Source organism: Ligilactobacillus apodemi DSM 16634 = JCM 16172 (genome assembly GCF_001434405.1).
Classification (GTDB): domain Bacteria; phylum Bacillota; class Bacilli; order Lactobacillales; family Lactobacillaceae; genus Ligilactobacillus; species Ligilactobacillus apodemi.
This window is the reverse complement of record NZ_AZFT01000048.1, coordinates 137,065-157,287: the sequence shown is the minus strand read 5'-3', so window position 1 is coordinate 157,287 and position 20,223 is coordinate 137,065. Positions and strand designations below refer to the sequence as shown.

Here is a 20,223-nt window from a genome sequence, read left to right as displayed (position 1 = left end):
GTATTTTTAACATTTTGAATTTCTCTGTCAAAAATCAGCTTAAATCATCACAAAACAACAACGGGTACCACTTCTAAAGTGAATACCCGTTGTTAGTTACATTTGGCGTAAACGTTTAACTCGTTCTTCAATCGGTGGATGCGTATCAAAGAGATGCGCCCACGTTTTTCCTTTAAAAGGATCAGCAATATACATTGACGCACTACTTGCATCCGCAGCCTGCATTGGTTCACTGGTTGAGATTTTTTCCAAAGCATTGACAAGCCCTAACGGATTACGTGTTAGTTCAACCGCAGAAGCATCAGCCAAATACTCACGATTACGTGAAAGTGCCATTTGCGCGATCATGGCTGCTAATGGCCCCAAGATCACCGCCAGCAAGGCTAAAAGCATCATTACGATCTCAAACACACCACCGCCACTGTCATCGCGATCATTGCGTCGGCGATGTCCCCCCCAAAAAAGGGAATGCATCCCAAAGTTAGCTAAGATCGAAACTACCGATGCAAGTGCTAACGCCACAGTCTGCAGTCTGATATCGTAATTGCGAATATGCGAGACTTCATGCGCCATCACACCTTCGAGCTCTTCACGGTTTAAGCGCGTTAACAACCCTGTAGTAGCTGCAACCGCCGCATTTGAAGGATCATTTCCCGTCGCAAAAGCATTGGGACTATTATCCTCAATGATAAAAACGCGTGGCATTGGAACTTTACCAACTAATGCCATATCTTCGACAATATGCCACAATTCTGGCGCTTGACTTGGATCAGTGATCTCACGGGCATGATTCATACTCATAACTACATCAGCCGATTGTCCTAGCATGACAAACATGTAGACAAAACCGATCACAATTGCAAAAATGATCCCTATCAAAGCACTTCCAGCAAAAGCATAACCGATCGCTGCCCCGATCACACCTACTAAAAGTAAAAAGCCAACCATTACACCGACAGTTTTGCGTTTATTTGAAGCGATCTGTTGGTATAGCATAAAAAATTCTCTCCTAATCAAAAGATACCTTTGGCACTTCTTTTTGTTCTTCAGGAACTGACAAATAGTCGACTTTTGTAAAATGATGCATTTTAGCGATCAAGTTAGAAGGAAATGTCAGTAATTTTTGATTAAAAGCTGCCGCAGAAGAATTGAATAATTGACGGGAATAAGCAATTTTATTTTCCGTATTTGTCAATTCTTCCATTAATTTTGTAAATTCTTGGTTAGCTTTTAAATCTGGATAGCTTTCCGAAAGAGCAAAAATTGATTTCAAGCTATCACTCAATTGATTAGAAACTTCCATTTTAGCTTGATGATCCCCATCAGGCAACGAAACTAATTGGTTACGTAATTTAACAACTTCAGCAAAAGTTTCCTTTTCGTGCTTAGCATATCCTTTAGTTGTCTCCACTAAGTTTGGGATCAAATCATTGCGCCGTTTTAATTGAACATCAATTTGACTCCATGATTCTTCCGTATAGATCTTTGCGCGTTGCAAGCCATTATAAAGCGAGATATACATAATAACTAACAGTAAGACAATGACTGCGATCATAATCAAAAACATGGCATTTACCTCCTAGATCTGGTTACATTTCTTTACAAAAAAAGCCAAGGGTGAATTACTTCACTCTCGGCCAGCGCAGTACTCATTATCAAAATGAATAGAATACCTACACTCCACAATGTAATGTATTCAAGCACGCTGCAATCCGGCAGCAAATGTGCTCTGCTATCGACACTGACCACTAGCCGCCGCAGCGGAGTAACAAAAATGTTACTTGGTCCTTCTCGACTCATCGCATACTGAAATTATATCTTATTTAGCACAACATTTCAAGTCTAGCCGTTTTTTATAGTAGCTTTTCCATTTGATGATGAGCGATCCCTGCTTCCATAAAGCCAGCCCCAACTACATGGTAGCCTAATTTCAGATAAAAACCTTGGGCTTGATCTTGGGCACCTAATGTAAGTTTTTTTATTTGGTACTCTTTAGCCACCTGTTCAAGCTTAGCAAACAATTCTTTAGCCAGCCCTTGTCCGCGATGATCACGGCTAACAGCTACTCGCTGAATGTGCCAAACGCCCGCTTCTTCTTCAAAAGCACGTGCCGTTGCAACTGGTTTATCCGCTAAATAACCAACAAAATAAACTGGTCCTGTCTCATTTTCTAGCTCCAGGTCGCTAGCAACTCCTTGTTCCTCGACAAAAACGGCCTTTCGTAGGCTCAAAGCATCTTGATAAATTTTACTGGTGATATCGTCACTTTGTCTGATCTGCATTGTTTTACCTCTTTTCTCAAATGTGGTATGAAATATTTTACTTAGGTATTATCTTGGATGCAAGATGCTTGAACTTAAATTAAATAGTTTTATAATAAGACCGTGGGTAGATCCACGATTATGAATATACGGGAGGCGAAGGACATGGCTAAGAAGTTAAGTAAAGAAGAACGCAAGGCAATGGCTCGCAAAGCAATGGAAAAACGTGCTAAGCAACCTAAGCCAGCTGCCGGATCAGGCTTCGCAAAACTTGATTCTGACGCTGCACACCTACGCGCTTAATTACCGTCATAGTTCATATCAAAAACATCTGTCATTTTGGCAGATGTTTTTTTATTTTTGCCCTGTAATAGCGCAGAATTTTGCAGAAATTTGGGATTTTTCTAGCTACTATTGTTAAGCACAAGTAAGCGGTTGTTAACATTCGTTACAATTTGCATACATCTCCTTGATATGCTAGGGTTAATACAACGAATTCAAGCATAAACACTTATAAAACAGAAAGGAAGATTTAATGACAGTCGAAATTGACGTAAAAAACGTCAGTAAAATTTTTGGACGTCAAGTTGAAAAAGCTAGTAAACTTGCGGTCCAAGGTCTAAGTAAAGAAGAAATTTTAAAGAAGACTGGTGCTACCGTTGGGGTCGACCGCGTCTCTTTCCAAGTCCAACAAGGTGAGATCTTTGTGATCATGGGGCTTTCAGGGAGTGGTAAATCAACAGTTTTACGGATGCTAAACCAACTGATTCCAGCTACTTCAGGGCAAATCATCGTAGACGGTCAAGATCTAACTAAATTATCTAAAAAAGAAATGCTTGAATTCCGCCGCAATAAAATGAGTATGGTATTTCAAAATTTTGCACTTTTTCCACACTATACAGTTTTAGAAAATGTGGCTTATGGTCTTGAAATCAAAAATGTTTCCAAAGATGAACGCCTTAAAAAGGCGCAACATGCCTTAGAGCTAGTTGGGTTACAGGGTTATGGTGAACAATATCCTGATCAGCTATCTGGTGGGATGCAACAACGTGTTGGGCTTGCTCGCGCCTTGGCCAGTGATGCACAGATTTTATTAATGGACGAAGCTTTCTCTGCGTTAGATCCATTAAACCGCAAAGAAATGCAAGATGAGCTTTTGCGTATTCAAGCAGATTTAAATAAAACGATCATTTTCATCAGTCACGATCTAAATGAAGCCTTGAAATTAGGCAATCATATTATGATCATGCGTAATGCTAAATTAGTTCAAGTTGGTACACCAGAAGAGATCTTGACTTCACCAGCCGATGATTATGTTGAAAAATTCATTGAAGATGTTGATCGTAGTCGCATCTTAACAGCCGAAAACGTTATGATCACGCCAGCAATGGTCAATATTGACAAAGCTGGTCCACGAACCGCTTTACGTGAAATGCGTGAAAATAATACTTCGTCGATCTACTTAGTTGATAGTAAGTATCGCTTTAAGGGCATCGCATCTGCTCAAGATGTCTCCCAACTTCTCAAAAAAGGCAAAACTGATTTGCATGATGTCTTGATGACCGACGTTCCAACAACGACGCTAGATACTGTTTTAACTGAATTATTAGCCGATATTTCTACGACAACTATCCCATTTGCAGTCTTAGATGAGCAAAAACGGTTGCGCGGTATTATTATTCGTGGTGCGGTCCTAGCTGCACTTTCAGGAAATGAGGTGGAACATCATGCCTAACATCCCAAAATTGCCCCTCGAAGACTGGATCAACGATTTGGTTGATCAATTGTCACAATTTACCGGTTTTTTCAATGCAATTTCCAATTTTATTTCTTCAATTGCTAATGCCTTTCAATGGTTCTTTGATCTTTTTCCAATTTGGCTTTTCATTTTGATCTTACTCTTAGTCACCTATTACTTACGCCGTGGTCAAAATAAATGGGGCCTATTAACTTTAGAATTAGTCGGATTACTCTTTATTTGGAACATGGGCTACTGGCGCGATATGACACAAACCTTGACCCTTGTTTTGACCTCTTGTTTATTAGTTTATATCGTTGGTATTCCGCTGGGAATCTGGATGGCTAAAAGTAAGACAGTCAAAATGATCGTCCAACCGATCTTAGATTTCATGCAAACTATGCCGGCCTTCGTTTATTTGATTCCAGCGGTTGCTTTCTTTGGGATCGGAACTGTTCCAGGTGTCATTGCCTCAGTGATCTTTGCAATGCCACCAACAGTTAGAATGACTGATTTAGGGATCCGTCAAGTTCCTGAAGAATTGATCGAAGCGGCTGATTCTTATGGTTCAACCAGTTGGCAAAAACTTTTTAAACTCCAACTGCCGATCGCACGCAATACGATCATGTCAGGTGTGACCCAATCATTGATGCTAGCACTTTCGATGGTCGTTATCGCCTCAATGATCGGTGCTTTAGGTTTAGGGAATAAAGTCTACTTTGCTGTCGGACGTAATAACGCCGGTGCCGGATTTACTGCTGGATTAGCAATCGTTATTTTGGCTATTATTTTAGATCGTTTGAGTCACTCACTTCAAAGTAATCAAAAGAAAAAATAGGGGGATATAGTGTGAAAAAACTGAAAAAGATCTTTTTCCCACTCCTAGCTCTTTTGGTATTTACTTTAAGCGGTTGTAGCAATCAAGCGACCGCCAAATACGATGCTTCAAAACCACTAGGTCCTCAGATCAATTATACGATCACTGGGATCGATGCTGGAGCTGGGATCATGGGAAATACACAGACAGCCTTAGAAAAATATGGTTTAGCACAAAAAAATTGGCAATTACAAACTAGTTCAACGGCAGCAATGACAAGTGTCTTAGATAAGGCAATCAAAAACAAACAGCCGATCGTTGTCACCGGTTGGATCCCACACTGGATGTTTACTAAGTACAAATTGAAATTCTTGCAAGATCCTAAAAAAGTTTATGGTGACGCCGAAGGGATCCACACGATCGCGCGCCTTAATTTGAAAAAAGAAGAACCCGGGTTTTATCAATTTTTAGAAAACTTCAATTGGACTTCTGATCAAATGAGTGAGGTCATGCTACAAATAAATGAAGGTGCTGATGCTACCCAGGCTGCTAAAGATTATCTCAAAAAGCATCCTAAGCAGCTCAAAGAATGGCTCAAAAATGTGCCTAATGGTAACGGGAAAAAGGTCACGCTAGCATACGTTGCCTGGGATTCTGAAATTGCTAGTGCCAATGTTGCTAAGCAAGCTTTAGAATCTAAAGGCTATAAAGTTACGATCCGCTCAATGGACGCTCAACCAATGTGGACTGCGGTTGCTACTGGTGCGGTCGATGCATCACTTAGCGCTTGGCTTCCAACCACGCACAGTGCCTACGCAAAATCATTTAAAGGCAAATATATCGATGTCCGAACAAATATGGAAGGTGCTAAGACTGGTTTAGCAGTACCGACATATATGACAAATATCAATTCTATTTCCGATTTGCTTAATAAATAACACATCACTTTAACCAAAAGACTTGCTGAGTAATGATAGCTATTTATCATTACTCAGTTTTTTTGTTTACTAAAAAATACCGCCCAATTATTAGCTAGAGAACTAATGTTTAGGCGATATTTGGCAACTAGTCGAGCTTTTTTATTTTAGTAGGTTAACTAATATTATCCGGCGTAATATATATTTCAAAAACATCTAATTCAGTACCATCATCAAAAACCGTAACTTCAAGTGCTAGCATTTTTGGACCAAATACTTTACGTTGAACTACTCGTACTGAGTCCCAATTATAGCTAACTTTTTCCACACTGTATCCTTGTTGTATCACATAACTACTGCGATTTCTGATATAAGCTGTCATTTCTTTTTCATGCGCCTGCAAAAAAGCTATCTGTCGCGCTTTTTGGGTTTCACACCTTATCGCAAATACTTTCTTTGTCCTAACACCAACTAATACTAATAACAATGCCAACAAGATCACGATAAATCTCTTTTTCAACTTATCCTCCATTTTGCACTATCTTTTACAACTACCATGTATATCGTATGCATTTTTTCGCTGTTAGTCAGTCTTTGCCCCACAAAAGGTACACTAAAAAGACCCACTACTACATTTTATCAATGTTAGTAATAGGTCTTTTTTACTAGTGATATTAACTAAGGGCTGGAATTTCATCGGCAAATTGACTGTTATAAAGATCAGCATAAAAGCCACCTTTTTTCATCAACTCACGATGATCACCAGTTTCAACGATCGAACCATGATTCATCACAATGATATTATCTGCATCCTTGATCGTTGAAAGACGGTGCGCCACCACAAAACTTGTCCGATCACATAATAAACGTTCCATTGCTTGTTGGATCAAGACTTCTGTTCTGGTGTCGACCGAACTAGTTGCTTCATCCAAGATCAAAATTTCTGGGTCCGCTAAAAAGGCCCGTGCGATCGTGATCAATTGGCGTTGTCCTTGCGAAATGTTTGAAGCATCTTCATTTAAAATCGTGTCATAGCCATGTGGCAATTGGCGCACAAAAGCATCGACATGGGCTGCTTTAGCGGCTCTAATAACATCTTCTTTAGTTGCGTCTTCACGTCCATACTTGATGTTATCATAGATGCTTCCCGTAAAGAGCCACGTATCTTGGAGCACCATCGCAAAATGTCCGCGAAGATCATAACGTGTAAATTTACGCGTATCTTTCCCATCTAATCTGATTGCACCATCATTGATATCATAAAAGCGCTCCAACAAATTGATCATCGTCGTCTTCCCAGCTCCAGTCGGCCCAACGATCGCGATCTTTTGTCCAGGTAAAGCTTTAAAACTAAAGTCGTTCATTAAGATCTTGTCTTTAGTATAACCAAATTTTACGTGATCAAATTCGATCTTAGCAGCTGTTTCAACATCAGGTTTAGTTGTCTTTGCTGGCTCAAGTTCAGGTTCATCCAAAACTTCAAAGATCCGTTCTGCCGATACGATCGTTGATTGGATCGTATTTGCAAGGTTAGAAAGTTGTGTGATTGGTTGTGTAAATTGGTTGACGTATTGAAGGAATGCTTGCACATTACCTAAAGTCATCGTCCCATTGGCAACTTGCAAACCACCAACTACCGCAACTAAAACATAACCAATATTTTTAACTAAGTTCATACATGGCATGATCAACCCTGAAATAAACTGCGCACGCCAAGAAGCTTGGTAATAACGTTCATTTTCCGCTTCAAATTCGGCGATCATTTGCTCTGACTTATTAAAAGTTTTGACAACAGTGTGTCCCGAATAATCTTCTTCAACATAGTTATTCAATTGTCCTAAACTTTGTTGTTGCGTTGCAAAATGTTTTTGCGAACGTGGTGCTACAAGCGAGACGACCACGACACTTAGTGGAACAGTGATGCAAGCAATCAAGGTCAATTTCCAACTGATCGAAAGCATCATGATCAAAACCGCAATAAAGGTCACAGTACTTGTGACTAACTGCGTCAAACTTTGTTGTAAAGTCCCACCAATGTTATCCATATCGTTGACCGCACGTGACATGATATCACCATTAGAGTGCGTATCATAATATGAGATCGGTAAACGTTGCATTTTTTCTTTTAAATCTTTACGCAACTTATAAACGATTTTTTGAGAAACATTTGCCATGATCAATTGTTGCGCTAACCCTAATACTGCAGCCAAGAGATAAAAAATACCAACTGTCAGTAAAATCTTCTTGATCGCATCAAAATCAATCGGGAAACTAGTTACATGCTTACCTGCTTTTATTTGCTGGTAACCTTGCAATAGACCGTTGTAGATCTCGGTAGTTGCTTGCCCTAAGATCTTAGGTGTGATCGTTTGAAAAATAACCGAAGCAATCGCAAAGATGATCACCAATATCAATGCCCATTTCCACGGATTCATGTAATTGATCAATCTAAAGGTAGTCTCCCAAAAGTTTTTAGCTTTTTTACTTTTTCCATTTGCGCCACCTGGTCTTGGTCCTGGTCCATGCATTAGTGTTCATCCCCTTTCTTTAATTGAGAGTCAACAATCTCTTTGTATGTTTTATTGTGTTTTTCAAGTTCTTCATGTGTGCCTTGACCGACAACTCTACCTTCATCTAAAACAATGATCTCATCTGCTGCAGTAACGGTCGAAACACGTTGCGCAACGATCACGATCACACTTTTTTGAATTACAGGATCTTGCTTTAAGCCGGCCCGTAACTTAGCATCAGTCTTAAAATCAAGGGCTGAAAACGAATCATCAAACACATAAACAGCTGCTTTTTTCATCAAAGCACGTGCAATCGCCAACCGTTGTTTTTGTCCACCAGAGAAGTTATCGCCACCTTGCTCGACCACTGAATCTAAGCCATCAGGTAATTCGGCAACAAAATCCTTCGCTTGAGCTAACTCTAACGCATGCCACATTTCTTCTTCGGTCGCATTTTCATCCCCAAATTGAAGATTACTCTTGATCGTTCCTTTAAAAAGAACTGCTTTTTGTTGCACAAATGAGACATGTTCATGCAAATTTTCCTGGGAAATATCGGCAATATTTACCCCATTGACCTTGATTTCACCTGCAGTTGGATCATATAACCGGGGAATTAAATTAACTAAGGTCGATTTACCCGACCCAGTCCCCCCGATGATTGCAACCATTTGGCCAGCTTTTGCTTTAAAATCAACATTTGATAATGCCAAATTTTCAGCATTTTCATATCTAAAATCAACATGTTCAAAAGCTAAACTACTTGGTTGTTCTGCGTTCAACTCAGCTGTAACATGCTTAGTTCCAGGAATCGAAAGTGGCATTGCTAAAACTTCATTGATCCGAGCAGCGGCTGCTTGAGCCCGAGGAAGGAAAACAAAGACCATTGAAAGCATCATGAAACTAAACAAGATCATGTTAGCGTAAGTCATAAACGAAACTAAATTACCAACGCCCATTGAACGATCCCCGATCAATTGCGCACCAAACCAAACGATTCCCATGTTAGTCCCGCTCAAGATCAAAGTCATCACCGGTGACATGATCGAAACCAGACTAAATACTTTAACCCCAGTTTGGGTGTAGTCTTTATTGGCTTGATCAAAACGTTTTTGTTCAAAATCATCACGTCTAAATGCCCGAATAACTCTGACCCCAGTTAAACCTTCTCTAAACGTTAAATTGATCTTATCAATTTTCTTTTGCAAACTCTTAAAGAGTGGAACTGCTAAATACATTACGATCGCAATTGCGATCAATAATAGTGGAATTGAAACTAAGAACACACCAGTAAGTCTTTTTTCACTTTGGTATGCCATAAAACTTGCCCCGATCAACATTAACGGTGACATCAACATCATCCGAAATAACATGATCAAGACGTTTTGAATTTGTAAAATATCGTTAGTTGTTCGTGTGATCAATGACGATGCCCCAAATTGATCGATCTCACGTCCGCTAAAACTCAAAACCTTTTTAAAAATGTCAGCTCTGATTTTTGCACCAGCTTTTTGGGCTTGAGTTGCTGCAAAATAGACGTTTCCGACGGCTGCCAATAAGCCAATGCCGGCGATGATCAGCATTTCGCCCCCAATTTTCCAAATATAATTAGTGTCGCCTTTAGCCACACCATTATTGATCATATCTGAGGTCAAGGCCGGCAAATTCAAGTCACAAATAACTTGAACTAGTAAAAATAACACGGCTGCTAAAACCGCCCACCATGAGAGCCGGTTTTTGACTAATTTGAGCATATTAACCTTCCTTTCTGGGAATTAATTGTATTGCTATCTTACCCTCTGACTAATCAATTGTCAACTTCCCTTACAATTATAACAAATTTTATTACATAACTATCATAATTAGATATAAAAAGAGGGGACATCTCCCCTCTTTTTATATCTAATTAAACACATCTTTAAAGGCTTGTAAAGCAACGTTATTTGTAAAAATATCAAAGTATATTTGTTCAAAAAAACCTTGAAATTCTGGCTTTTCTAAGCAATGTTTAAAAAGCGGTGCTACCATTTTAGGATCATTACCAAACATTTCACAGCCAAAAGCTCCTAAAATTAAAATATTTACTTTAGCCTGCTTAAAAGCTCGCAAAGTTTGCGTGATCCTGCGCCTAAACACATTTTCTAACTGCGTTTTAGCAGGAAGATGGTTAGTCTTTTCTGAGATCAACTTCACATTAGGCGCAGCGATCACAGCCACATCAGCATACCGTGTGTTAGGTAAGATCTTATCTTCTTTTGGTCCACGTAAAAACTTAATATTTTTTGCATAGATCAAAGCGTCAGAATAATAACCTTTTTTTGAAGCTAATTTATTTTTGTAATAATAACTCTGCCGATACTTACGCAGTTCGGGATATAAAAAGCTATTCCGACAAATCATTTGTTCTCGAAAATTTCCTTCCGTCATAAAGTCATGCCCTAACTTAGCGGGATCAGCAAAATCCATCAAGCCAACCTTTTTTGTTATCGGCAATTTTTGCAAACGTTCTAAAAAATTTTCTTTTTCTACAAAGATTTGGGTCTTACTATTCTTAGGATTGTCTGTTTCTGGTAACAATTCACTGATCAACTGTGAAGATTGTTCTAGATGTAGCATCTCGATCTGATACAGATTCATTGCTTTATGTCCCAATGCCTGTTTTTCTTTCTTATCCATCTGCCACGCCCCTCCATTTACAACTTTTTCCAAATAGAATACGTAACTTCGTGTTTAACTTCCATATTCTCCAAACTGACTTGTGGTGCTGGCAACTTAGGATCAAATAATTTGATCCCACTGCCCAAATTGAGTGGTAACGTGACCAATCTGATCTGATCTACCAAGTTTTTACTGGTGAGTTGATTGATCACTTGACTTCCACCAAAAAGCCAAATATCTTTACCTTTTTGTTGTTGTAATTTTTTAATTAAAGTCACAATATCTCCTGCATAGAGATGCGCATTAGCACTGTGCTTAAAAATTTTATCATGTGTCAAAATGATCAACTGCTTGTTTTTTAATTGCGCTAAACTACTGTAATATGCTTGATAAGCATTTTTCCCCGTCAAGATCGTATCAAATCCCTTAGGCACACGCCAATCCCCCAAGCCAGCCGGCAAATGATCATGATAGAGCTGCTCTAACTTTAAAACACTACCATCACTATCAGCAATATAACCATCTAGACTCACTAATACTGAGATGATCAAATTTCTTGTCATTTATTTCCCCTGAACCTTTTTACTAATATTATTCCCCCACAAATCACCCAAATAAATGGGGTCAAAATGATCGCCCAATTAACGAGTTTAGCCGGATGATAGGAAAGTACTAAAGTGTTTTTACCTTTTTTCTGGTTAACTTTTATCATCCCGATCGTCGTATGTTTAACTTCACTTGACTTCAATTTTTTGCCATTCAGCGTTACTTCTGTATGACTATAGCCCACTACCGGAAGGGTAATTTGCTTTGCTTTTTTAGCTTTCCATTTAACAACTAACCCATTTTTAGTTGCTATTTTTCTAAATACAACTTCTTTTTGAATAACTTGCCAATGATAATTATGGTACCCATGAACTTTTCGTGGATCCGTAGTATCAGTATAGAGTGGCAAGTAATCAGGGGTTGATTTTTGAACATACTTCAATCCCAACGAAAGATCCGTACTAAAGAATGAATTTTTGATATCTTGGACATCATCGTTAAAATATAGTGTATTTTTATGGTACATAAACTCTGTCGCATTATCCCACTTGCTCAAAGCAGTATTTAAGTTGTACATTGCTTGCCCAAATGATGCAATTACGATCACACTAAGTGCTACTAAAACCTTCTTTTTTGACCAACCCAATTCCATAAAAAATAATCCGATCGAAATGATCAGTAAAACGATATAAGGCACAAAAAAGCGGAATGGGAATTGCAAAATATCAACTCCGGGCACATTTACGCTAAGCCATTTCCATGGTAATAATTTGGAAGATAAGACTAAAAATACTAATGCTTCAAGTGAAACGAGCCGATTTAAAGCTGATATTTTTTTCCAATATTTGACTAACAAAATAATTTGTAAAGCGCCAAAAAAGACAAGTGCGATTGGCGCTAACCAATTAGTTAAGCGGTATCCATTAAGCGAGATCGCCGTACCATACATATTTTTATTGATGAAGGGCGAAAGAATCTTATTGCTTAAATTAACTTCTAATAACCCCGCCCAAATATTGGCCGTTAATAAAAGGAATAAGCCAATTGCTAAACACAATTTACCAAGTAGCTTACCCCGTTTATCAGTTTTAAAAAAGGCATAACCAAAACACGGTACATAGATCATGATCACAAATAGACTTGTCAAAAAATGCGTTTGGATCATCAACGCCGTGCAAATTGCGAGTTCTAAAATATTTACCTCTTTTTTTCTCACAAAAGTTACGATCGGAAATAAACAAAAAGGTAATAGACTCGCAGCCCAACCTGAAAAAGCTTGGGAAATGGTCCAATACTGGATCGCGTAAGTCGTCAAATAAAATAACGCTAATAAAATACTGTAGCTTCGGCGAATCGCACACTTGCGTAAAAGTAAATACATTCCGGTCCCAGCTAACAGGTAAACTGCTATATCTGAAATGATTTGAAAATTAAACCAAGTTTTTCCTAATAGCAACAAGATCCCATTAAAATAAGCCACAGCCGGCCCATAAACAGCATTTACAATGCGACCAGATTCTTGAAAGCCATACATTGTAATAAAATAGTGTAAGTTACCATTTTTTAACTGCATTGCAGCTTCATAAAAACGATTATAGTGAAAAATGGAGTCTGATCCTAATAGCATCTGTTGGGTAACTACTTGAGGAAGCACCAATACGATCGCACCTACGATCAATAAAAGCCCAGGTAGGTATTTCGAAAGGCTTGGAGAGAGCTTTTTCACTTTTTGAACCTCTTTTTCTATTTAATTTCAAGAAAATAAAAAAATTTATCTATTTATTCCTTTATTGATTATACACGTTTTTTTATTATCCGTGTAAAAAAAGCCCCTTTTAAAACCAGCTCAGATTTATTCCCCTTACACTACCTTATTCCAAATATTGAGCAACTTGTTGACCTGCTTGACGTCCAAAAACAACTGTTTCTGCGATCGAATTACCACCGATCCGATTATTTCCGTGTAAACCACCAGCCACTTCACCGGCAGCAAATAACCCGGGAATTATTTCCCCGTTTTCATCAAGCACACGCGTCTTTTCATCAATATGCAAACCACCCATAGTATAGTGGATCGCTGGAGCAATGTGGATCGCATAAAATGGTGCTTGTATCAATTTACGTTGCATTCCTGTGTGACGCCCAAATTGAACATCCTTTTTAGTTTCAACCGCTGTATTCCAACGTAATAATGTATCATGTAGCGTTGTTTGTTCCATATTTAGCTTAGTTGCTAGCTCTGCAATTGATTCGGCTTGGAGCACTAAACCTTTTTGTAAATAAAAATCAAGTGCTTTTACGCGTTGTTTGACCCCTTCATCAAAGATCAAATAAGCCGATTTTTGTGGCAAATCAGTGATCTTATTAGCAACTACTTTTCTTGTTCCTAATTCATCAGTGAACCGAACCCCGCTGTGATCAACTAAAATAGCTCCTTCACCGCGGACCGCTTCACCGATCAAGTAAGTATGGTCTGTATCTTGTTGCACGGTTGGATGGATCTGGACCATTTCCATTTGGATCGCTTGCGCCCCAAGTTGTGTGGCTAGCTTGATCCCATCACCAGTAGCGCCATTTTGGTTAGTTGTTTTGTATGATAGTAGATCTGGGCGATAGCGTTTCATTAATTCTTTTGAAGCACCAAACCCACCAGTGGCTAAGATCACCGCATCAGTTACGATCGTTTGCTTTTGTCCAGCAAGATCAACTTCGACTCCGCGGATCTTTCCTTCTTCACTCTTTAAAAGTTTTTCAACCTTAGCATTTGTAAAAATCGGCACTTCAACTTGAGCTAATAACCATAGCAAATTATTGATCAAAAAAGCACCTACTGGAGCAGTACTTTGGGGCCGGTGAGCTCGTTTTTTCGACATTCCACCTGTGATCGTTAAATCGTTAAGTTTGATTCCATGCCAATGCAACCAATCAATTGCTTGGCCACTATGTGTCGTAAAATACGATAAAAGTTTAGGATCATTCAAACGTCCGCCACCTTGGTAAGTTTCTTGATAAAACTCGGAAAAACTATCAACAATGCCGTGACGTAATTGGACATTTGTCTCCGCCGCATTCATTCCCGACGAGGCTCTTAAAGTATTTCCCCCAACGATTGGCATTTTTTCCAAAACTATTGGGCGCAGTCCTAGCTCGCGTGCTTGAAGCGCACTGACTAAACCTGCACCACCTGAACCAATAATAACCACATCACAACTGTCTGCTAATGTTTTTGGGTCGCTGGGTTTAAATTTAAATTTTTCTGCCACTACTAAAAAACCTCCTCTTATTTATAATTCCATCATATTATATCTATCAAAAAAATTCATCAAAAAAAGTGTAACCAAAACACTGGTTACACTTTTAACTTTAAGCGTTATTTGTTTTAAAAATCATTTAAAGTCGTTTCTTCAGCTAATACTTCGACCAACTGACGTAAGATCCGCTGAAAAACAGCTAAATCTCGAGCAGAGACGGTTTCTTCCAACCGATTCTGTAAACTATTCCAAAACTCCGAATTCGATTCAAGTACATCATGATACTTATCAGTTACCGATAAGTGTGTTACACGATGATCTTCATCATCTAGTCTCTTTTGGATCAATCCCAACTCCAATAACTTTTTAATGTGATAATTGGTATTTGGTGTTGATTGTCCTAGTAAGCGTGAGATCGTACCGATCGTTGGATCTTTTAATTGGTAGATCGCTTCCAGATAGTACATATCAATCGCACCGAGTTTATCTAACTCCGGTGTATTGCTGTTACGATATTCATGTAACCGTAACACTTGACACAAATTAGTTGTCATTCTTTGTAAAGAACTCATTATCTTTAACCCCCCTCAAAAATCAATGAGCACTGAAACTTGACAGCTCAGTCATAAAATTCTGACACGCTATATCTACTGCTATACTTACTAGTACAACATACCCCTACGTAGACAGTACAGTTATCCTATACTAATAGCAATTATATTGTATACTATTTTCTATTTAAAGTAAAAGATTATGGGTAAATTTATTTCCCACTGAAAATTAGTGCAAATGGTGAATAAAATCACTTAATTCTTCTGGGCTCATTTGAAAATTACTTTCGACCCATTTAAAAAATAATGTCAGGCAGGCACCAGCAATCATATTAGCGGCTAATTTTTTATCGGTAGAAGTTAGAACTGTTTCTTCGATCCATTTGATATTATGCAATCGATCGTTCAAACTTGCTTCTAAGATCCGTTCAGTCAACATATCCAACATCATCCAATACAATAAGTTATTACTATTGTTGATCGAAACATTCCGAAAGATTTCTTTATCTTTAATGATCATGGAAATCATGGAATCTACAATGTCTTCTTCGTCTAACTTACTTAACATCAATGTTCCAAAAGCGTATTGCAATAAATCATATTTATCTTGAAAATAACGATAAAATGTACTGCGATGAACTTTAGCTTCCCGACAAATTTGATCAACGGTGATCTTTTCAACTGCTTCATGCTTTAAAAGTGTTCTAAGTGCAAGAGCGAGAATTTCTTGTTTCTTTTCTTGACTTTTACTCATAATTTGACCTTATCCTTAATCTTCTTTCTAGTTTATTCTCTCTAATGAAGAGTTTCATTATCGATTATAACAAAAAAAGACGACAGCAAAAATCCCTGACTAAATCCAAATCTTTGCTGCAGTCTCTTTCTAAACTAGAATTAGCGTACAACCAGTACGGAAATCGGTGAATTTTTAGCCATATAAGCTGCCTGGGAACCAAAGAATTTCTTAACACCCTTCTTTGATAACGCCCCAATGATCAACAAATCTGGTTCAACCTTGGGGATAACACGTTTAATGATCGTTTCTCCGGCATCACCTTCAGCAATGACCACTTCAACTCGCTTGATCCCAGCTTTTAATGCGATCTTACGGTATTCTTCCACGTGTTTTTCAAGCTCTTGTCGTTCACCATGAACATAGTCTGCGCTCAATGCTTGGAAAACATTCATCTCATCTGACTCTAAAATCGAAGTGATGCATAGCGTTGCATTTAAATCTAAGGCACGACGCATAGCGACCCGAAAGGCAAGTTGCGCATCTTCAGAGTCATCGACACCGACTAAGATCTTTTTGATGTTTTTGATCGGTTCAGTATCCATATCAACCATCCTATCTATAAATAAATTTACTACGTTCATAGTATACCACATTTCAACTCATCCGAAAGTATTAATTAGGTGCTCCTAAAACTTTTTAACCTTCCTGACAACTTTTACAATGTTTTAACCCAAAACTTGCGGGAATACAATCGCACGCCAAGGTGGTGGGGGCATCTGGTAATTTCTGTTGGAGCACTGCCATAATATTTTGGATATCAGTTTGGGTCAGGTCTAAATTATCAACTAAATAAGTTAAAGTCTTGCCCGTATGCATCTGACAAATATTACCAAAACTACGCATCAACTGTTGATCGATCGTTTTTTGTTCTTCTACTAACGGATAATAAATAAAACCCCGTCCCGCCTTTTTAGTCGCCAAGGCTCCCTTCGTGGTCAATCGCCCCAAAAGCGTCTTAGTCGTTGCTGGTTTCCATTGACGTTTGACCTCCATGATTTCCACTAATTGTCGACTTGTTGCTTCACCCAAAGTCCAAATAACGCGCATGATCTCCCATTCTGCATTACTGATCTCGATATTTTCTGCCATCTTTATCTCCCTGTCGCTTAATTTATCCTAATTATACCACGTCTCTCACACTACTATCCGTTATAGACTCGCTTGTCACTTCTAGCAACATATTTTATAATAGATAAGATTCTTGAATAATCGGAAAGGAATTCAATAAAATGGTAATTGAACTTTTGAAGGCATTTCTTTTCGGGGTCGTTGAAGGTATCACCGAATGGCTTCCGATCAGTAGTACCGGTCATATGATCTTATTAGATCAATTTGTTAAGTTAGATGTTTCCAAAGATTTTTACAGTATGTTTGAAGTGGTGATCCAATTAGGGGCGATCTTAGCCGTTGTCCTGATTTATTGGTCAAAGATCTGGCCGTTCCACACACCACAGCATAGTGCCAAAAACGCTACTGGAATTTGGCGCTACGTCGATAAAGATATCATGATCATGTGGGTCAAGATCTTTATTGCATGCTTGCCTGCCGGAATCATCGGGGTCGCTTTTAATGATACATTTGAACGACTCTTTTATAATCCAACTTGTGTTGCGCTCGCATTGATCATTTTTGGTATCGCCTTTATCTGGATCGAAGATATACATAAAAATCATCAACCAAAAATCACATCAATTGCCGAACTTTCTTACTACACGGTAGTCTTGATCGGCTTTTTCCAATTGATCGCCGCAGTTTTCCCAGGAACATCTCGTTCAGGGGCTACGATCGTAGGGGCATTACTCTTAGGTGTTTCCCGGACAGTTGCTACTGAATTTACGTTCTTCTTAGCGATCCCAGTTATGTTTGGGGCAGCGCTCTTTAAGCTTTTGAAATTCGGCCTTGCCTTTACCCCAATGGAACTTTGGATCTTAGCAGTTGGGATGATCACTGCTTTTGTTACTTCGATCATCGCAATCAAATTCTTGATGCAATATATCAAAAAACATACATTCAAAGCATTCGGCTGGTATCGGATCATTTTAGGTATTTTAGTCATCCTTTACTTCTGGATCATTAAATAATAAAGCTAAAACTTCGGGTAGTTTATTACTCGAAGTTTTTTTAGTTACCCGGGCTAAGAAAAATCGGCTTCCCTTAACTTCTTAGAATTTAGCTAAGTTTCTAGCAAAAGATTAAATTTACATGATTCAATTTGTCTTTTGCTGTCAAAACCATTAGAATCATACTTAAGCTATTTCGTGTACAACACGTTGAAAATTAAGAAAGGAATTTACAGTTTTTAACTGTAATAAATTTTACATGGACACAACAGTTTTGACCGAACTTATCGGACAGTACGGGTATCTCGGAATCGCACTGCTGATTGCCCTTGAAAATATCTTTCCCCCGATCCCTTCTGAAGTTGTTTTAACATTCACGGGATTTTTGACCTTGACCGCTGGCTTAAATATCTTTGGTGCGATCGCTGCCGCTACTTTTGGTGCAGTCCTAGGAGCCATGATTCTTTACGCTGTAGGTCATTTTCTTTCAGTTGAACGCTTAGAAAAGATTTTAAATGGTAAAGTTGGCCAGATTCTTCACTTTAAAGCCGAAGATCTTGACAAAGCAGCTAACTTCTTTAATCGCCACGGTGTGTTAGCGTTATTCTTCGGGCGCTTTGTTCCTGTTGTTCGCTCTCTCATTTCGGTTCCCGCTGGAATGACACACTACACTTTCCCTAAATTTTTATTTTTAACGACTTTAGGGACCTTGATTTGGAACACTGTTTTGATTTATGTTGGTCGTGTAGCTGGTGCGGCTTGGCCTACGATCGTCGCAGTGATCGACACATATTCAACAGCTGCTTTCTTCTTATTAGTTACCATCTGTTTGGGAGGCGGAGTTTATTACTTCACCCGTAAATGTCGTTAAAAAAACACTGAATTGCTACAAACTAGGCAATTCAGTGTTTTTTTTAGTTATGATACATGTATTCACGTGTGATCGGTAAGTTATTACCACTAGGACCTTTAGAGATCAAATATTGGATCACATCGATATTTCCTGATTCAAATGATGCTGCACAAGCTTGGAGATAAAGATCCCACATGCGAATGAAGCGTTCATCTTCAAGTTTACGAACTTCTGGAAGAGCTTCTTTAAAGTTTTCATCCCAAATTTCTAACGTTTTTTGATAATGGCGACGCAAAGTTTCCATATCGGCAATTTGCATCCCAGCATCTAAAATGTGTTGGATATTTTCAGTTAACCCGGGAATATATCCCCCTGGGAAAATATACTTATTGATCCAAGCATTTACCGCACCACCTTGTTGACGTGTGATACCATGGATCAATGCCACACCTTGTGGCTTCAAATAATCAGAAACTTTTTGGAAATATTCGCCTAAGTTTTCGCGCCCGACATGTTCAAACATCCCGACACTTGTAATATAATCAAACGGTTCATGTTTTAATTCACGGTAGTCAGTCAAGATAACTTTAGCTTTTCCTTCTAAGCCTTCATCTTTGATCCGTTGATTGACAAAATCATATTGCTCTTGGCTCAATGTGATCCCCACAACATTTAGATCATATTCTTTGCAAGCGGTCAACATTAACGTGCCCCACCCACAACCAATATCTAATAAAGTCTTGTTAGGTTTAGGATCTAATTTATCAATGATATGGTGAACTTTATTGATCTGTGCATCTTTTAAAGTATCTTGTGGATCTTTGAAGTATGCACACGAATAAGTCATTGTGTCATCAAGCCAAAGGCGATAAAAATCGTTACCAATATCATAGTGACTCTGAACATCTGATTTGCTACGCCGTTCAGTATGGGACTGTTTAGGCATAAAGCGCTTGAGTGTCTTATTGTTTAAGAAACTCCCAGCTGATTCATAGGCTGATGTTATCAAGTCTTGGATCGAGCCATCGATTTCAATTTCCTTATCCATATATGCTTCACCTAAGGTTAATGAAGCATTATGTGTCAACTCTTTCATCGAAATATCTCGGTGGAAGGTTATTTTTACTTGCGGTTCTCCCTTCGTGCCATAGTGTTCGACTGTTCCATCGGCGTACGTTACTTGCACGGGGATGTTAAATGAATGTTTGAGGACTTCTTTTAAGAAGAAATTGTTAAACATTTAATTTCCGCCACCCTTCTAATAT

At 38.6% G+C, this 20,223-nt stretch carries 21 protein-coding genes; 6 read left to right on the top strand and 15 right to left on the bottom strand.

All coding sequences use genetic code 11. From position 1 onward, the window contains the following. Positions 1-96: 96 nt before the first annotated feature. The 3 genes from htpX to FC32_RS04585 all read right to left on the bottom strand — a co-directional run bounded on the left by htpX (position 97) and on the right by FC32_RS04585 (position 2,282). Positions 97-996 (bottom strand): zinc metalloprotease HtpX, encoded by a 900-nt coding sequence (htpX, locus tag FC32_RS04595; protein ID WP_025086770.1) that lies wholly within the window; start codon positions 994-996, stop codon positions 97-99. Between the two features lie 13 nt (positions 997-1,009). Beyond that, entirely contained in the window at positions 1,010-1,567 is a 558-nt protein-coding gene (locus tag FC32_RS04590; protein ID WP_025086769.1) for a LemA family protein, read from the bottom strand. A gap of 286 nt (positions 1,568-1,853) precedes the next feature. Then, positions 1,854-2,282 carry a GNAT family N-acetyltransferase gene (locus FC32_RS04585; RefSeq protein WP_025086768.1) on the bottom strand — a complete coding sequence of 143 codons (429 nt, stop codon included), beginning with the start codon at positions 2,280-2,282 and terminating at the stop codon, positions 1,854-1,856. A 144-nt stretch (positions 2,283-2,426) separates the two neighbouring features. Here FC32_RS04585 and FC32_RS10780 point away from each other — a divergent pair, with 144 nt between their 5' ends. From FC32_RS10780 to FC32_RS04570, 4 genes are all read left to right on the top strand, one after another. Continuing rightward, complete coding sequence (locus FC32_RS10780) at positions 2,427-2,564, top strand: hypothetical protein (RefSeq protein WP_167330256.1); 138 nt, start codon at positions 2,427-2,429, stop codon at positions 2,562-2,564. A 232-nt stretch (positions 2,565-2,796) separates the two neighbouring features. Continuing rightward, complete coding sequence (locus FC32_RS04580; RefSeq protein WP_025086767.1) at positions 2,797-3,996, top strand: quaternary amine ABC transporter ATP-binding protein; 1,200 nt, start codon at positions 2,797-2,799, stop codon at positions 3,994-3,996. Continuing rightward, a complete protein-coding gene (locus tag FC32_RS04575) occupies positions 3,989-4,837 on the top strand; it encodes an ABC transporter permease (protein ID WP_056957294.1) in 849 nt (282 codons plus the stop codon). Before FC32_RS04580 ends, FC32_RS04575 begins: the two co-directional genes overlap by 8 nt. Positions 4,838-4,848: 11 nt before the next feature. After that, a complete protein-coding gene (locus FC32_RS04570) occupies positions 4,849-5,754 on the top strand; it encodes a glycine betaine ABC transporter substrate-binding protein (protein ID WP_035459595.1) in 906 nt (301 codons plus the stop codon). A 154-nt stretch (positions 5,755-5,908) separates the two neighbouring features. On the opposite strand, the gene FC32_RS04565 is transcribed toward FC32_RS04570, so the two are convergent. From FC32_RS04565 to FC32_RS04515, 11 genes are all read right to left on the bottom strand, one after another. Further along, positions 5,909-6,253 (bottom strand): hypothetical protein, encoded by a 345-nt coding sequence (locus tag FC32_RS04565; RefSeq protein ID WP_081780045.1) that lies wholly within the window; start codon positions 6,251-6,253, stop codon positions 5,909-5,911. 154 nt (positions 6,254-6,407) lie between these two features. Beyond that, positions 6,408-8,261 carry an ABC transporter ATP-binding protein gene (locus FC32_RS04560; protein WP_025086765.1) on the bottom strand — a complete coding sequence of 618 codons (1,854 nt, stop codon included), beginning with the start codon at positions 8,259-8,261 and terminating at the stop codon, positions 6,408-6,410. Next, on the bottom strand, positions 8,261-9,997 hold the full coding sequence (locus FC32_RS04555) for an ABC transporter ATP-binding protein (protein ID WP_025086764.1): 1,737 nt from the start codon (positions 9,995-9,997) through the stop codon (positions 8,261-8,263). The genes FC32_RS04560 and FC32_RS04555 overlap by 1 nt, the downstream gene beginning before the upstream one ends. A 148-nt stretch (positions 9,998-10,145) precedes the next feature. Further along, positions 10,146-10,919 carry a TIGR02452 family protein gene (locus FC32_RS04550; RefSeq protein WP_025086763.1) on the bottom strand — a complete coding sequence of 258 codons (774 nt, stop codon included), beginning with the start codon at positions 10,917-10,919 and terminating at the stop codon, positions 10,146-10,148. A gap of 17 nt (positions 10,920-10,936) precedes the next feature. Continuing rightward, entirely contained in the window at positions 10,937-11,464 is a 528-nt protein-coding gene (locus FC32_RS04545) for a dihydrofolate reductase family protein (RefSeq protein WP_025086762.1), read from the bottom strand. Further along, positions 11,461-13,173 (bottom strand): hypothetical protein, encoded by a 1,713-nt coding sequence (locus tag FC32_RS04540; RefSeq protein WP_025086761.1) that lies wholly within the window; start codon positions 13,171-13,173, stop codon positions 11,461-11,463. The genes FC32_RS04545 and FC32_RS04540 overlap by 4 nt, the downstream gene beginning before the upstream one ends. Before the next feature lie 145 nt (positions 13,174-13,318). Beyond that, positions 13,319-14,710, bottom strand: a complete 1,392-nt coding sequence (locus tag FC32_RS04535; protein WP_025086760.1) for a flavocytochrome c — start codon at positions 14,708-14,710, stop codon at positions 13,319-13,321. A 116-nt stretch (positions 14,711-14,826) separates the two neighbouring features. Beyond that, positions 14,827-15,270, bottom strand: a complete 444-nt coding sequence (locus tag FC32_RS04530; protein ID WP_025086759.1) for a MarR family winged helix-turn-helix transcriptional regulator — start codon at positions 15,268-15,270, stop codon at positions 14,827-14,829. Positions 15,271-15,478: 208 nt separating this feature from the next. Beyond that, on the bottom strand, positions 15,479-16,003 hold the full coding sequence (locus FC32_RS04525) for a TetR/AcrR family transcriptional regulator (RefSeq protein WP_025086758.1): 525 nt from the start codon (positions 16,001-16,003) through the stop codon (positions 15,479-15,481). Positions 16,004-16,143: 140 nt separating this feature from the next. Continuing rightward, positions 16,144-16,587 carry a universal stress protein gene (locus FC32_RS04520; RefSeq protein ID WP_025086757.1) on the bottom strand — a complete coding sequence of 148 codons (444 nt, stop codon included), beginning with the start codon at positions 16,585-16,587 and terminating at the stop codon, positions 16,144-16,146. Positions 16,588-16,681: 94 nt separating this feature from the next. Then, complete coding sequence (locus tag FC32_RS04515; RefSeq protein WP_025086756.1) at positions 16,682-17,134, bottom strand: CopY/TcrY family copper transport repressor; 453 nt, start codon at positions 17,132-17,134, stop codon at positions 16,682-16,684. Positions 17,135-17,274: 140 nt separating this feature from the next. Here FC32_RS04515 and FC32_RS04510 point away from each other — a divergent pair, with 140 nt between their 5' ends. Next, complete coding sequence (locus FC32_RS04510) at positions 17,275-18,126, top strand: undecaprenyl-diphosphate phosphatase (protein WP_025086755.1); 852 nt, start codon at positions 17,275-17,277, stop codon at positions 18,124-18,126. 238 nt (positions 18,127-18,364) lie between these two features. Further along, positions 18,365-18,976, top strand: a complete 612-nt coding sequence (locus tag FC32_RS04505; protein ID WP_056957293.1) for a DedA family protein — start codon at positions 18,365-18,367, stop codon at positions 18,974-18,976. Positions 18,977-19,019: 43 nt separating this feature from the next. On the opposite strand, the gene FC32_RS04500 is transcribed toward FC32_RS04505, so the two are convergent. Then, complete coding sequence (locus tag FC32_RS04500; RefSeq protein WP_025086754.1) at positions 19,020-20,198, bottom strand: SAM-dependent methyltransferase; 1,179 nt, start codon at positions 20,196-20,198, stop codon at positions 19,020-19,022. Positions 20,199-20,223: the final 25 nt, after the last annotated feature.